The 13676-nt window shown below is 41.7% G+C and carries 14 protein-coding genes; 1 reads left to right on the forward strand and 13 read right to left on the reverse strand.

The window, feature by feature from the left end; all coding sequences use genetic code 11:
• Positions 1-5 precede the first annotated feature (5 nt).
• The 9 genes from EIZ39_RS15190 to pdaA all read right to left on the reverse strand — a co-directional run bounded on the left by EIZ39_RS15190 (position 6) and on the right by pdaA (position 8794).
• Entirely contained in the window at positions 6-980 is a 975-nt protein-coding gene (locus tag EIZ39_RS15190; protein ID WP_129200830.1) for a 5-oxoprolinase subunit C family protein, read from the reverse strand.
• On the reverse strand, positions 977-1846 hold the full coding sequence (locus tag EIZ39_RS15195) for a 5-oxoprolinase subunit B family protein (RefSeq protein WP_129200831.1): 870 nt from the start codon (positions 1844-1846) through the stop codon (positions 977-979). The genes EIZ39_RS15190 and EIZ39_RS15195 overlap by 4 nt, the downstream gene beginning before the upstream one ends.
• Entirely contained in the window at positions 1833-2456 is a 624-nt protein-coding gene (locus tag EIZ39_RS15200) for a nucleotidyltransferase family protein (protein WP_129200832.1), read from the reverse strand. The genes EIZ39_RS15195 and EIZ39_RS15200 overlap by 14 nt, the downstream gene beginning before the upstream one ends.
• Entirely contained in the window at positions 2453-3586 is a 1134-nt protein-coding gene (locus EIZ39_RS15205) for an XdhC family protein (protein ID WP_129200833.1), read from the reverse strand. Before EIZ39_RS15205 ends, EIZ39_RS15200 begins: the two co-directional genes overlap by 4 nt.
• A gap of 72 nt (positions 3587-3658) precedes the next feature.
• Positions 3659-4516, reverse strand: coding sequence for an FAD binding domain-containing protein (locus EIZ39_RS15210; RefSeq protein ID WP_129200834.1), 858 nt, complete (start codon positions 4514-4516; stop codon positions 3659-3661).
• Entirely contained in the window at positions 4506-6860 is a 2355-nt protein-coding gene (locus EIZ39_RS15215) for a xanthine dehydrogenase family protein molybdopterin-binding subunit (RefSeq protein WP_129200835.1), read from the reverse strand. Before EIZ39_RS15215 ends, EIZ39_RS15210 begins: the two co-directional genes overlap by 11 nt.
• A gap of 2 nt (positions 6861-6862) precedes the next feature.
• Complete coding sequence (locus tag EIZ39_RS15220; RefSeq protein WP_129200836.1) at positions 6863-7381, reverse strand: (2Fe-2S)-binding protein; 519 nt, start codon at positions 7379-7381, stop codon at positions 6863-6865.
• A 16-nt stretch (positions 7382-7397) separates the two neighbouring features.
• Entirely contained in the window at positions 7398-7850 is a 453-nt protein-coding gene (locus tag EIZ39_RS15225; RefSeq protein WP_129200837.1) for an SRPBCC family protein, read from the reverse strand.
• 188 nt (positions 7851-8038) lie between these two features.
• Positions 8039-8794 (reverse strand): delta-lactam-biosynthetic de-N-acetylase, encoded by a 756-nt coding sequence (gene pdaA / locus EIZ39_RS15230; RefSeq protein ID WP_240675836.1) that lies wholly within the window; start codon positions 8792-8794, stop codon positions 8039-8041.
• 236 nt (positions 8795-9030) lie between these two features.
• On the opposite strand from pdaA, the gene pflA reads away from it, so the two are divergent.
• A complete protein-coding gene (pflA, locus tag EIZ39_RS15235; RefSeq protein ID WP_129200839.1) occupies positions 9031-9771 on the forward strand; it encodes a pyruvate formate-lyase-activating protein in 741 nt (246 codons plus the stop codon).
• Between the two features lie 53 nt (positions 9772-9824).
• Here the strand turns inward: pflA and EIZ39_RS15240 are convergent, their stop codons facing one another.
• The 4 genes from EIZ39_RS15240 to EIZ39_RS15255 all read right to left on the reverse strand — a co-directional run bounded on the left by EIZ39_RS15240 (position 9825) and on the right by EIZ39_RS15255 (position 13652).
• On the reverse strand, positions 9825-11135 hold the full coding sequence (locus EIZ39_RS15240; protein ID WP_129200840.1) for an aminotransferase class I/II-fold pyridoxal phosphate-dependent enzyme: 1311 nt from the start codon (positions 11133-11135) through the stop codon (positions 9825-9827).
• Between the two features lie 188 nt (positions 11136-11323).
• On the reverse strand, positions 11324-12121 hold the full coding sequence (kynA, locus tag EIZ39_RS15245) for a tryptophan 2,3-dioxygenase (protein ID WP_240675837.1): 798 nt from the start codon (positions 12119-12121) through the stop codon (positions 11324-11326).
• Between the two features lie 285 nt (positions 12122-12406).
• Entirely contained in the window at positions 12407-13117 is a 711-nt protein-coding gene (locus EIZ39_RS15250; RefSeq protein ID WP_129200842.1) for a sporulation protein, read from the reverse strand.
• A gap of 97 nt (positions 13118-13214) precedes the next feature.
• Positions 13215-13652: a YueI family protein gene (locus EIZ39_RS15255; protein WP_129200843.1), complete on the reverse strand. Its 438-nt coding sequence runs from the start codon at positions 13650-13652 to the stop codon at positions 13215-13217.
• Between the last annotated feature and the right edge of the window lie 24 nt (positions 13653-13676).

Consider the following 13676-nt stretch of genomic DNA (forward strand, 5'->3'; position numbering starts at 1 on the left):
ACCTCCTACTTATTTGTTATTTGTTTAATTTGATTGAGCCTATCATTTAGCACCCTTCTTGCCTCCAAAGCTTCATCTAGTGTCACAGGAAGAAAGCGTACTTTTTCATTGGTCTTGATCTGGGCCATACGATTGAGATCCGTACTGATAACAGTAGCAATGGTTGCATACCCTCCGCCTGTCACGGCGTCGTTTAATAGACAGATTGGCTCCACACCATCAGGAACTTGTATAGATCCGATAGGATATCCTAGATCAACGACATTAGAAGGATTGCTCCCCGCACCAAACGGTTGTTCTCTAGGTACAAAATTTAGTCTTTCTCCTTTAAACCGGTACCCCACTCGATTCGCTTCAGGGGTAACTGTCCATTCAAGGGAGAGAAAGCGATCTTTACTTTCGTCCGTAAGTCTGTAACTGCATAGCCCCATGATCACGCGAATCTCATGCGTTCTGCTAAACTCAGGAATAAGACCCTTTGGCACACAAGTCCCCACTCGTACAGGTCGTTGCATCCCATCTCCTACTTTTAGTAGATCTCCTGTTTGTAAGGCTCGCCCTTCATACCCACCAATTCCGCACAAGGTATAAGTAGATTTTGAACCCAAAACGGTCGGGACTTCAAAGCCTCCCGCAATAGCAAGATAGACCCTTGCTCCCTGTTTGACGAAATCAAATGATAATTGATCGCCCGACTTCACCTGAATGGTTTCCCACATGGAAACAGGAGTGTTATTAACTCGCGGTGGAATGTCTCCACCAGTTAGGGCGATGACAGCATCTTGTTGAAATTCTAATGTTGGTCCCATATAGGTGATTTCAAGTGTGGCTGCAAATTCATCGTTACCAACTAACAGATTTGCTGCCCGATGGGAATACTTATCCATCGCACCAGAAGGTGGCATACCAATTTCGTAGTATCCCATACGTCCTAAATCTTGTACGGTCGTCTGCAAACCGGGGTTGATAACTTTGATCATCTGTACAACCTCCCCAACACATTCTCTGAAAATTGCTTTGGATTTTGTATTACATCATGAGGTGTAAAGGTTATCTCCTTGGTTAGGTAACGGAAGGTTCCTTGTTCCACTTGCATACGAATGGTATCAAACTCATCACGATCAATCTTACGATATCGAAAGATATCACCCTGACGAGGGAACGTCATGCTGTCCTGGAAATCGGGAAGAGTAGGTTCCTTTTGATAAATTGGAGCAGCAGCCACTCCAAACAATTGATAACCACCTGCCCCCTGTACAGGATATATCACGGCAAATGCACCACCGAAGCCAAACGCTCGTTCTGGAGTAAAGGTACGTGGACGAACATATTTCGGCACCTCAATTTGCTGTTCTCTTGGTACCATTTGGTAGCACCAAGGCAGTCCCGGAACAAAGCCAACCATAGAAACGAGGTAAGGGAAATCGGTAATAGCTTGAATGAGGGCTTCTTTTGATTGATAACCATTAATTCGAGCAGCATACTCCAAGTCGGTCGAATTCGGATCTTGATGTCGATCTCTAAATCTCATTACAGCCTCATGCGTCCAAGGATCTTCAAATAGGATGGGTACATCCACAATTCGAGCTGAGATTTCAAAATCATCAATTGTGACTTGTTGTTCAAGAGTTCTTAATTCCTGAATCAATTGTTCAGGGTGAAAAAGGTCAGGATTAACTCGGACCATATAAGACGCATTAGAAGGACAAATATCAATGATACCTGGATATTGCTTCTCTCTTACCTTATTGGTGATGGCCATAGCTTTAAAATTTGCTTCTAGGCTCATCTCTTCTGCTAATTCGACAAAGATAAATTCATCTCCACCGTGCTCATAACGCGTCATGAACATTCACCTCACTATTAAGTTGATTTAACTCTTCAGGGGTATCGAAATCCCGATAGATCCCTTTATCATCTATATTTATCCCATAGTAATTAGGAACCGAAGAGATAAGAGATTTGCCTCCAGTATCCCCTTCTAATAACTCAAGTGCATCTAATCCTATATGACCAAAAAAGACAGGATGTCCTTTTGTTCCATAATGGCAAGGCTGAACAACAAAGGATGATTTTTGATGCAACTTCTTTCTTCCTTCTTCGAAAATCATGTTAACTGTCCTTTTCTCTATCAAAGGCATATCGGCAAGGAAAACCATAACGCCTGGAGAAGAGCCTAAAGAATGCCAACCTGCCTTGAGGGAATAGGATTGTCCTTTGATGTAGTCTGGATTGTAAATCCAGCGCAGGCGGGAATCCTGAATTTGAATTTGTTCTTGTATTCGTTCTTTTTCGTGTCCGACAACGATTGCAATTTGGAATACTTCGACACTTCGGGCTAGCTCTATCGCATGTTCTAGGAAAGTCTTACCCTTATGCTTGATTAACGGTTTGCATTCCCCCATTCGGGTAGACATTCCAGCTGCTAAGATAACGGCAGAAATGGAGTTCATCATGCTTGAAGGACCGTGTTACAGCTATGTTGGTGGATCTGTGATTTTTCTCTCAAGAATCCTCCGGTGTGATCATTACGTACAGCTAAGATTTCCGCTACGATACTTATAGCAATTTCTTCTGGCGTATAGGCTCCAATATCTAAGCCAACAGGTCCATGAATTCGAGAGATCTTTGGCTTTGGAACCCGTTTTCCTTGGCCTTTAATGTTATCGAGTATTCGGTTCTTACGCACTAGTGGTCCTAGTACTCCAATATAGGCAGCTTCTGATTCCAATAGAAAGCTTAGCGCTTGCTCGTCTCGAATAATATGATGATTCATGATGACACAATAGGAACGATTACTAATGGGTAACAGTTCTGTATTAAGAGAATCGCCGTGTATTAGCTTCCGCTCAGCATAGGGGAATCGTTCCACATGGTTGAATGCCTCACGGGGATCAACAATAACTGTTTTAAACCCGGTGATATGCCCTAATTGGGCTAAAGGGATGGCATCATGCCCTGCACCAAAGATGATGAGTTCAATAGGTGGGACATACACATTGGCAAACGTGCTTACGATCTGCCCCTTCCCCAATCTTATGGAATCGCACTCTGATTTAGGATTTTGTTCTGATAACTTGTGATAAGCCCACTTCATCAAACTCTCTTTTTTTAATAAGTATTGAGTAGTTCCCGTAGGTTCCTTGTCTTGATGAATGAGAATCTGTTGCCCAAACTCTTTCCCTTCACTTATTAGAGTAAACATTACAGATGCCCGATTCTCTAACATACTTTCTGCCCAGGAATAGATTACTCTTGATGAATCTGTCGTAACGGGCTGAATATAGAGCTCTATTGTGCCTGGACAACCCAACCCCAACCCCCATACAACATCTTCATCCATTGCATATTGTCGAATGACAGGAATTCCATCAGCCAAAACTTGCATAGCAACTTCTGCTACATCGTTCTCAAGACATCCCCCAGAAATCAAACCAGTGGTTTTTCCTTCTGCATCAACGAACATCATAGCGCCAGCACGTTTGTAGGCGGATCCACGAACTTGAATAAGGGTAACTAGTGCTCCACCACGCCCCTCCCGAAGAGAGGTGTAGACGGCCTTAGCCACTTCACGATTTTCTATCAACGTCCCTTTCACCTCCCCTTTCTTATATAAGGGGACAGGGGTAAAAATATGCCCCTGTCTTTTCCTAATATGCTAGAGCAGTATTTTATTTAATGCGCGTTCCGTATATACCTGACATAGCTGCTTGCGGTATTCCGAAGAAGCAAAATGATCCTCTCCCATTTCCGCATCGTTTGCCGCGAATGCCGCAGCCTTTTTGATGGTCTCAAGAGTCGCCTGTTCACCCACAAGTGCAGTTTCTACACTTGTCGCACGATATGCGACGTCACTTGCACCGTTTATTGCTACCCGTGCATAATCTATGACACCTTGTTCATTTTTTCTGGCGATAACACAAACCCCTACTACAGCGTAACCTGAAGCCGGGTGGGGATATTTGAGGTAAGTCCCCTTCGCCTGTTCGGGCGGAATGGCTAGTGTTACAGAGGTTAAGATACTTGTGTCCGACATAGCGGTTACGAGAGGTCCTAAGAAAAAGTCAGCGGCTTCAATGAGCTGAGCACCGTCTTCTTCTTGGAGCTCAATTAATCCATCCAATGCTAAAGCTAACGCTGGCAAATCTGCAGCTGGGTCTGCATGCGAGAGGTTTCCTCCAATGGTTCCTCGATTCCTTACTTGAATGTCACCAATTTGCCGGACAGTTTCCGCCAAGACCGGAAGGTGATCTAAGACAAGTTGATCGTTTTGTATTTGTTTATAAGTGGTTAGAGCTCCAATGACCAATCTTTCCCCTTGCTTTTTTACCCCACGCAGTTCAGCAATTCTACTGATATCAATGAGTTTAGTTGGAGTGGTTAGCCGGAACTTCATCAAAGGAACTAGACTATGCCCACCAGCAAGCAATTTTCCTTGGCCACCCTCTTCCTTAAGCAAGTTTATGGCTTCTTCGACCGTATTTGCTCTAATATATCCAAATGAGTTAGGAATCAACTTTTGTCCCCTCCTTTTGTAAGGCTTTCCATACTTTTTCGGGTGTTAAAGGCATATCAAGTGCTTTTATTCCAAAGGGTTGTAAAGCATTCATGACGGCATTCACCACGGCTGGAGGAGCTGCTGTAGTTCCTGTTTCACCGACTCCTTTAACTCCTAAGGGGTTAACGGGGGAAGGTGTTTGGGTAAAGGCAGTTTCAATCTTAGGTAAAAATCTGGCTTTAGGCATTGTGTAATCCATAAAAGTACCGCTTACAAGCTGACCTTGTTCGTTATATACTGCAGACTCCCATAGAGCTTGACCGATACCTTGGGCAATCCCGCCATGTACCTGCCCTTCCGCGACCATCGGGTTAATAAGGTTGCCTACATCATCAACCGCGATATAACGTTGCAAGTTGATTGTGCCTGTCTTTACGTCAACTTCTACAATACAAATATGTGTTCCGAACGGGAAAACAAAATTTTCGGGGTCAAAGAACGCCTGAGCTTCTAATCCAGGTTCCATTCCCTCAGGTAAATTCCAAGACATATTAGCCGACTTGGCGATTTCAATGAATGTTCTTTTGGATTCAGGCAAATCCTTACGGGAAAAGACTCCGCGTTCAAAGTTGAGCTCATCTTCAGAGACCTCTAGTTCATGAGCGGCTATTTTCTTGGCTTTTGCAAACACCCGATCTGCAGCAATAGCTAATGCAGCTCCACCTACTGCCGTTGTTCGGGACCCATAGGTACCCCAACCTTGAGCAATAATCTGTGTATCTCCGTAGATGACTTCTATGCTTTCTAAAGGCACACCAAATTTATCAACAATAATTTGAGCGAATGTTGTTTCCTCCCCCTGTCCATGTGGACAAGTACCGGTAAAGACCGTGACTGCTCCGGTTGGATGAACTCGGACGGTTGCATTCTCCCATAATCCACCTTGGAATCCGGTGGCGCCGGCTACCTTAGAAGGTCCAAGCCCACACAATTCCACATAAGTTGAGAATCCAATCCCTAGATAGCGACCTTTCTTACGGAGTTCTTCCTGTTGTTTTAAAAATTCCTCATACTGTACCATCTGGAGTGCAATATCTAATGCTTCGTGGTAATTACCGCTGTCATAGACACAACCCATAGCACTGTTATAAGGGAATTTTTCTTTCGAAATAAGGTTCTTTTTCCGAACCTCCACAGGATCCATGCCAATGCTATCAGCAAATAAATCTACGATTCTTTCAATTTGATAAGCAGCCTCAGGCTTGCCTGCTCCTCTGTAGGCATCTGTGGGCGTAGTGTTGGTGTAAACGCCAATGACCTCTACTCCAGCTAAGGAAATATCGTAAGCGCCAGGAGCCATTAAACCAAAGCAAAGTGTCGGTACGGCAGCCCCCATGGTTGATACATAGGCACCCAAGTTGGCGATGTTTCTCACCCGTATTGCCGTCATGGTTCCATCCTTTTGTCCGGCAAGTTCGACATCGATAATCTCGTCCCTGGCATGATTCGTTGCCATAAAATGTTCATGGCGGTCTTCAATCCATTTCACTGGACAGTTCAAATCTCTAGCCGCATAGGCGGTCAGCGCTTCTTCTGTATATACTCCAATTTTCGCCCCAAACCCGCCGCCGATGTCTGGAGAAATCACACGTAACTTAGCCTCAGAGATTCCTAAAACGTCGGCATATACATTCCGGTGAATGTGTGGATTTTGCGATGTACACCATAATGTCATATCCCCACTGCCTGCGTTATATTGGGCCACTGCAGCTCTTGTTTCCATTGGATTGGGGATGAGTCGCTGTTCTATAAAACGTTGTTTTACAACCACCTCTGCTTGTTCAAACACTTCGTCCGGCACGCTAGTGGGCTTCCAATGAAAGGCGATATTATTAGGGACATCTTCATGAACTAATACGGTTCCTTCTTCCATTGCGTCCTCGTGATTAACTACAACTGGTAGTTCCTCGTAAATCACCTCGATCAGCTCTATAGCATCGCGGGCGGAATAGCGATCCTTCGCAATGACAAAAGCTACGCCTTCTCCAACATAATGTGTTTTATCTATGGCTAGAGGGTTCCGATCTTTCGCAATTAAATTGCACCCCGGTACATACCAGTAGGTAGGAACCGATTTCATCTTGTTTAATAGATCTTGCCCTGTATAAACAGCTAATACTTGGGGGTGTTGCAATGCTTCACTTACATCAATACTGACTATACGTGCATGTGCATGAGGACTTCGAAGCATAGCAGCGTAGGTCATTCCTGGGAGATGAATATCATCCGTGAAGTGGCCGTTTCCAGTTATGAAACGGGGATCTTCTTTTCTCTTGGTTCTTGTCCCAACCATTCCATTCATCGTTAACTCCCCTCCCCAATTGGCATGATTTCTAGCTTTTTGGATTCGGCTATCAGTTGTGCGGCATGTTTTACAGCATTAACGATATGCTGGTAACCCGTACATCGGCAAATGACACCTTCTAATCCATCGCGAATCTCTTCATCGGTTGGGTTAGGATTACTATCTAAGAGGTTAACCATGGCGATCATAACACCTGGAGTACAGAAACCGCATTGTAGTCCGTGCTCTTCCCAGAATCCTTTTTGAATGGGGTGCAGCTGCTGCATCGTTCCAAGACCTTCGACTGTAAGGACTTGGGATCCTTCTACTTGTACCGTTAAAACCGTGCATGACTTGACTGCTTCTCCATTGACCATTACAGTGCAGGCTCCGCACTGACTAGTATCACAGCCAATATGGGTTCCTGTTAAGCCTAAATCATCGCGTAAGTGATGCACCAACAACTTCCTCGGTTCAACCGAAGAACATTTTTGGACTCCATTAACGGAAAACGAAACGTTTACATTTTCAACTGCCACGGTTCTTTCCCCCCCTTTAAGAATGCGCTTCTAACTCACTCATTTCTTTTTCAACAGACTTAAAGAATTGACCTAGTATGAGCTTAGCGAATCCGTTCATAATCCTTTGACCAATTGAAGCTAACATACCTGTTACACGGACATCTGCTGTGCATACGACCTGTGTGCCATTCTCTACTTCTTCAAGTTTCATATTTGCAATAGCATCAATTTCCCCTGGCTTACCTTTCCCCTTCAGCAGAAGCCTATAGGATGAGGGGGCAACTTGATCTACTTGCTGTACTTCCCCGGTGAAAGCTCCTTTAACAGGACCTACACTCAACCCCATTTCTACTAAATAAAGGTCTCCATCTCCTTTTATAAAGCTTTGACAGCCTGGGATTGAATTTCGGAGTATCCTTTCATCTTGGATGAGCATCCATACGATATCTTGCGAAAAAGGAAAGGTATGTTTGTACTCGATATTCATTTTTCTTCGCCTCCTTACCATGACAACATCTGTCTCTTATAGGTAATGCAAATTTCATGCCATTGCGAAGATTCGCACTTAACGGATAATGGGTAAATCATTCTTTCAAAAATGAAAAGTTTGCTTTCAATTTTGAAAGATAAAAAACCCCCATCTTCCTGAACAGGGGAAAATGAGGGTTAATAAAATTAATAATTTTTGGTTTGTAGTTGATCTAAGCTTTTAAATTCATACCCCTGTTTTCTTGCATCATCAATAATTTGTCCTAGGGCTTGCGCATTGTCTTTGGAAACAGAGTGAAGCAGGATGACCGCACCGGGATGAAGTTGACCCATTACTTTTTCGTAAGCATAACGGGGTCCCATATGCACCTTTGTATCCCAGTCTTTATAAGCCACTGACCAAAACACGTTTGTGAACCCTAACTCTTTACTGACTGCCAATGTTCTCTCACTAAAGATTCCTCGGGGTGTTCGAAGATATTTCATTTCTGGTTGCCCAGTTAATTGAATGACCTCATCTCTTACTCGATTTAATTCCGTCTTCATTTTGTCCGTTGGGATGCGACTCATATCAGGATGGCTCCAAGAATGGTTCCCTATTAGATGCCCTTCGCTAACCATTCTCTTTAGTAACTCAGGTTGATCTTTAATATAATGTCCGGTTACGAAAAAGATAGCGGGTACTTTCTTCTCTTTAAGAACATCTAGAATCTTTGGGGTATACCCATTCTCATACCCATTGTCAAAAGTTAAGTACAGTTCTTTTTTTGTTGTATCTCCTAGAAAAATAGCGCCATGCTTTTCAACAATGCTCTTAAAGCCTTCTTGATTAATAGAGGCAAGCTGTCCATTCTTACTCTTTTTAAATCCAAAGTGGTATGGTGTGTCGCTTAAGCCCTCTGCATGGGATAGTACATTCGGCAGGAAAAAGCTAAGTACCATAATCAGGGTAAAAATAATTAAACGATTGTATTTCATCTTATGGTTCACTCCCTTGATACCTTTTATGCATCAAGGCTAATATTCCACGAACAATCAGCGCCTATACCAACAAGCTGCTGTTAAACATATCCACAATGATTCTATGGTCAAACTGTTCACACTAAAGACACTCGATTAAATCATGTGCCTGTGATAAGTTTTATTCATAATAAAAAAGTTTTACATAGGAGGAAAACATGCACGAAATTGGGCATATTCATTCGATTGAAACCATGGGGATGGTGGATGGTCCGGGTATTCGGTATATCGTATTTATGCAAGGTTGTTTGTTGCGCTGTCAATACTGCCACAATCCAGATACGTGGGATATTGGAAAAGGACGAACGATAACCGTAGAAGAGTTAGTTTCGGATATTAAGGCTTATTTCCCCTTTATGAAGGCATCTGGAGGAGGCATTACGGTCAGTGGTGGTGAACCTTTACTTCAAGCGGCTTTCCTAGCCAAACTATTCAAGGAATGTAAAAAACTTGGGATTCATACCTGTATAGATTCTTCCGGTGGATGTTTTAGTCACAGTTTAAGTTTTTTGGATGCCTTAGATAGCCTACTTCTTCATACAGATCTTGTGCTCCTAGACATTAAACATATTTATTCTGACAAACACAAGCAACTCACTGGACTGCCAAATGAGCATATTCTAGAATTTGCACGGTATTTATCCAATAAGGAAATACCTGTATGGATTCGTCATGTTCTTGTACCTGGTATTACAGATGCTGAAGAGGATCTAAAGGCATTGTCAGCTTTTATTGGTACGTTAAATAACGTAGAACGCGTGGAAGTTCTTCCGTACCATGAAATGGGAGTGCATAAATGGGAACACTTAGGTCTTCCTTACACTCTAAAGGATATCTCTCCTCCAACAGAGGAAGCTGTTAAAAAAGCACAACAAATATTGGGTAGCTCATTACCCTGAGCTACCCAATATTCCTTTCTAGCAACCCCTCTTACTTATTGGCTAAAGCCTCTCTATCTTGCGCTTGTGGGGGCCTCAATGTCCTTAACACTTTGGTAAATAAGTTCAAAAATCTCTTCGATATTTTCTTCTTCTACACACGAGAAAGCAACACGAAGATCTGTTTGACCTAGTGCAATAGCACCGATGCCGTATTGATTTAACAAGTGTACTCGCACTTCTTCTGCCGGTACCGTCTTTAATTCTAAGCACATAAAGTATCCAGAATTAAATGGATAGTAATCCCAAGCATCGGCATACTTTTCATTTTTCAGAACCTGCTTAACGCGATTCGCTCTTCCCTTCATGATCTCATACTTTTCTTGCTTCTGTTGTTCATAATCCGGATGGGTTAAGGCATGAAGAACAAACGTCTGGGATGGATGAGGACCACTTGAGATTGTAGAACGAATAATGCCCATTGTCTTTTGCTCTAATGCAGCTAGTAGTGCATCACTCTCGGATGCATAGGTTACAAAGCCAACTCGGAATCCCCAAACATATTCTTCCTTCGTAGCCCCATCCACCTTAATTGGTAGAATTCTAGGGTGAAGATGTGCTAATTGGCTAAATAGGGATTCGCGAAGGGAATCTTCGAAGAAAAGTCCATAGTATGCATCGTCAGTTACTGCTACTATATTAATACCTTCTTCTGCACCAGCAAGAAGAGCTTGAACAATCTCTTTACCCTCATCTTGTGTAGGTGTGTATCCCGTAGGATTATTTGGAAAGTTTAGAAGAACGATCGCTTTTCCTTTTCCCTTCTGTTCTAAAATAGCCTTCTTTAAGCCTTGGGAGTTAAACTTTCTTTCTTCGTTATATAAAGGGTAATAACTAAATGTTGCCCCTCTTCGAATTCCGAAGGTTAATTCGTAGTTCTCCCAATTTTTGTCAGGGATAATGACAACGTCTTCGCTGTCTACAAAAAGATCGGCAACTACACTAAGACCATGGGTAAGGGCATTCGTTATAATAGGGTTGCCTAGGTTCTTACTTTCTAGGGTTGGGTTATTACTCAATATCTTCTTCTTCCATGCAGAGCGTAGTTCCGGTTTTCCAGCAGGTGGTGCATATTCGTATAGATCTTTTGGTTGGTAGGCCGACAAGGTCTCTTGAATTAATTGAAAATGCATAGGTTGCTTGTTTTCAATAGCTATTCCAATTGTAGCGTTATACTTATTGGCCTTTGCCTTCGCTTCAGCAGATTGACTTAATATTCCTTCTTTAGGGAAATAGATAGCTTTCCCTAGAGAGGAGAGCATATCAAAAATGGCTGGATTTTCTGTTTGGATGGTTTCATTTAATTGCTGAACAAGTTTATTCATCAGTCCACACTACCTTCTTTGTCAAAATGGGTTTATGTATTTCCTATTATAACAATAATTGCTACTCTATTTCTTGGTTATTTTATCATATCATTTTGAGGACAATCCAATATATCCTAAAACTTTTTGTTACAATTTATGCAAACTTAAAAAAGTTAGCCGCAAAGTAACGGCTAACTATAGAATAATTATAATAAGGTACGGATACTCCACAATTCAGGGAAGAAACGATGCTCTAACCTTTGTCTCAAATAGTGAACTCCTGATGATCCCCCTGTTCCACGCTTATACCCAATGATTCTTTCTACCGTTTTCATATGGTTATAGCGCCATTGTTGTTGGCGGTCCTCTATATCTACAAGCTTTTCTGCCAATTCATATAAATCCCAATACTTTTCCGTATCTCTATATACCGTTAGCCATGCCGCCTCTACGCTTGAGTTAGCCTGATAATCTTGAGTCCAGTCACGTTCTAAGTAATCATGGTCGATGGATAGTCCTCGTGCGGCCAATGCACGAATAGCCATATCATAGATACTTGGCTGCTGGATTGCGTATTGCAATCGATTAAAGACATCTGGTTGATGGCTGAATACTTTTAATAAATCCGCGTTCTTATGACCCAAACTGAATTCGATTAATCGATTTTGATAAGATTGGAATCCTGATGAATAACCTAGCTTGTCCCTAAATTCCATGTATTCTGATGGGGTCAAGGTTGATAGAACATCCCATGATTGAATTAACTGCTGCTGTATCCTAGAAACTCTAGATAACATCTTAAACGATGGATCTAATTGATTATTTCGAATACAATCGATTGCGGCTTGCATCTCGTGGAGGATTAATTTCATCCAGAGTTCTGATGTTTGATGAATAATAATAAAGAGCATCTCATCATGATGATCTGATAATCGATGTTGACTATTTAATACTGGTTCAAGATGAAGATAATCACCGTAGGTTAAATCCTTTCTAAAATCCATATGTATTCCTTTTTCTAGACTTGAATTTTCATGAAGACCCTTTTTCTCCTCAGACAACCTTCTCATCCTCCCAATGGAAACGTAATTGTAAACGTAGCTGATAACCGCCTTGTTGCAACCGTTTTCAAAATGAATTTTACAATAACAATCAGGCAGTTACTTTATAGCTCTTCTTTTATTATTTTATATTATAATATAGTTTTGAAAAACAATTATTTTTCATTCTACTATTTTTCGGAATAATAGAACTAAACTGATTTGTAAAAAATAGATACAGGCAACTCACTAAGTTGCTGCCTGTATCCATTTGGCTAATTCCTTTAATTGTTCCCCTTTATCTTTTTCGTTTGTCCTTGAGAAAATGAAAGGAGAATGATCCGAGATGTTTAATACGACGGATTCTTCTTCAAACGAAAAGCTGAACTTTATTTCCAAGACATCGTTACCTGTCCACTTATGCAGAATAAAACCCTGGGTGAAGGGAATATCATCCGGTTCATGAGTTCGGAAGCGTAACATACCACTGCCCATCCCAAATTCATATCCCTCTTGTGCAAACAAATTAAAACAAGTCTCTACAATTGGCTCATGAACGGCTAAAGGTTGAATTTCTACAGGGTCCGGAGCAAATGGGATATGAACATAGGTGCGCAGTGAAATTTCTTGATTCGCATTGGTTAGAGGCGCATGGTAAGGAATCTCAATTTCAAATGGGTATATCTTTTCTTCATCTATTTTAATGGAGTCTAAACCTTTTATTTGTGCACTCCCTAAAACATACTCAAGGTGATGAGTCTCAGAGTCATCCTCATCCTTATAGTATTCTACAATAATATCTATGTCGACTCCATGGATGTCTTGCTCCACAGCTCCTCCATAAATATGCACTTCACCCTTCAGGGATTGTCCTGGCTGTACGGCCTTTTGTAAAATAACAGTGTGGACCTTAGCACAGCCTATACCAATAGTCGATAATATTTTTTTAAATGTAAGCATACTTTCCCCCCTCACAGTTATTATACACTTCAATTCCCTCGATGTGTTACCTGAAATCACATAATTTTACACTATTTCTTCCAATTTGTCACAGTGTTCAATGAAAAAGTCTCTTAATGAATAAACTTATTCTTCCCTCAGATGCTTCAGAGATCTCTTTTTCATCTTCATCTTCTAAAAAAATTTCTTCACGTTCAATGGCATGTTCATAAGCTAAAATCAGACCCATTTCCGTATCACTTGCCTGATTGGAAACAAATCGATACTGCATTCCCAGCTCTTCAGCTAACTCCATATACTCTGAGAAATAGGTATAGTCTATTGTTCCATTCAAGAGTAACTTAGCCTTTGGATGTTGAGTCATCAGCTCTTCGACTTTCTGATGGATTCCTTTTCTTTTTACCTGGCGCTCTGTTAAAGCCACTACCACTCGTTCTCTTAATGTACCTAAGAATTTTCTGCGTTCATCAGGTTTAATTTCTCTAGCTCCATGAATACCTTGTTGTAGATAATCATCGATATCAGACTTTGTCATGATAATCCCTCCTTTTCCTTCATC

Source organism: Ammoniphilus sp. CFH 90114 (assembly GCF_004123195.1).
In the GTDB taxonomy this organism is placed as follows: Bacteria; Bacillota; Bacilli; order Aneurinibacillales; family RAOX-1; genus YIM-78166.

Excerpts from the sequence above, each read along its gene's own strand:
- EIZ39_RS15190 (WP_129200830.1), bottom strand. The coding sequence starts at position 980 with ATGATCAAAGTTATCAACCCCGGTTTGCAGACGACCGTACAAGATTTA.
- EIZ39_RS15195 (WP_129200831.1), bottom strand. The coding sequence starts at position 1,846 with ATGACGCGTTATGAGCACGGTGGAGATGAATTTATCTTTGTCGAATTA.
- EIZ39_RS15200 (WP_129200832.1), bottom strand. The coding sequence starts at position 2,456 with ATGATGAACTCCATTTCTGCCGTTATCTTAGCAGCTGGAATGTCTACC.
- EIZ39_RS15215 (WP_129200835.1), bottom strand. The coding sequence starts at position 6,860 with ATGAATGGAATGGTTGGGACAAGAACCAAGAGAAAAGAAGATCCCCGT.
- EIZ39_RS15225 (WP_129200837.1), bottom strand. The coding sequence starts at position 7,850 with ATGAATATCGAGTACAAACATACCTTTCCTTTTTCGCAAGATATCGTA.
- pdaA (WP_240675836.1), bottom strand. The coding sequence starts at position 8,794 with ATGGTACTTAGCTTTTTCCTGCCGAATGTACTATCCCATGCAGAGGGC.
- pflA (WP_129200839.1), top strand. The coding sequence starts at position 9,031 with ATGCACGAAATTGGGCATATTCATTCGATTGAAACCATGGGGATGGTG.
- EIZ39_RS15240 (WP_129200840.1), bottom strand. The coding sequence starts at position 11,135 with ATGAATAAACTTGTTCAGCAATTAAATGAAACCATCCAAACAGAAAAT.
- kynA (WP_240675837.1), bottom strand. The coding sequence starts at position 12,121 with ATGGATTTTAGAAAGGATTTAACCTACGGTGATTATCTTCATCTTGAA.
- EIZ39_RS15250 (WP_129200842.1), bottom strand. The coding sequence starts at position 13,117 with ATGCTTACATTTAAAAAAATATTATCGACTATTGGTATAGGCTGTGCT.
- EIZ39_RS15255 (WP_129200843.1), bottom strand. The coding sequence starts at position 13,652 with ATGACAAAGTCTGATATCGATGATTATCTACAACAAGGTATTCATGGA.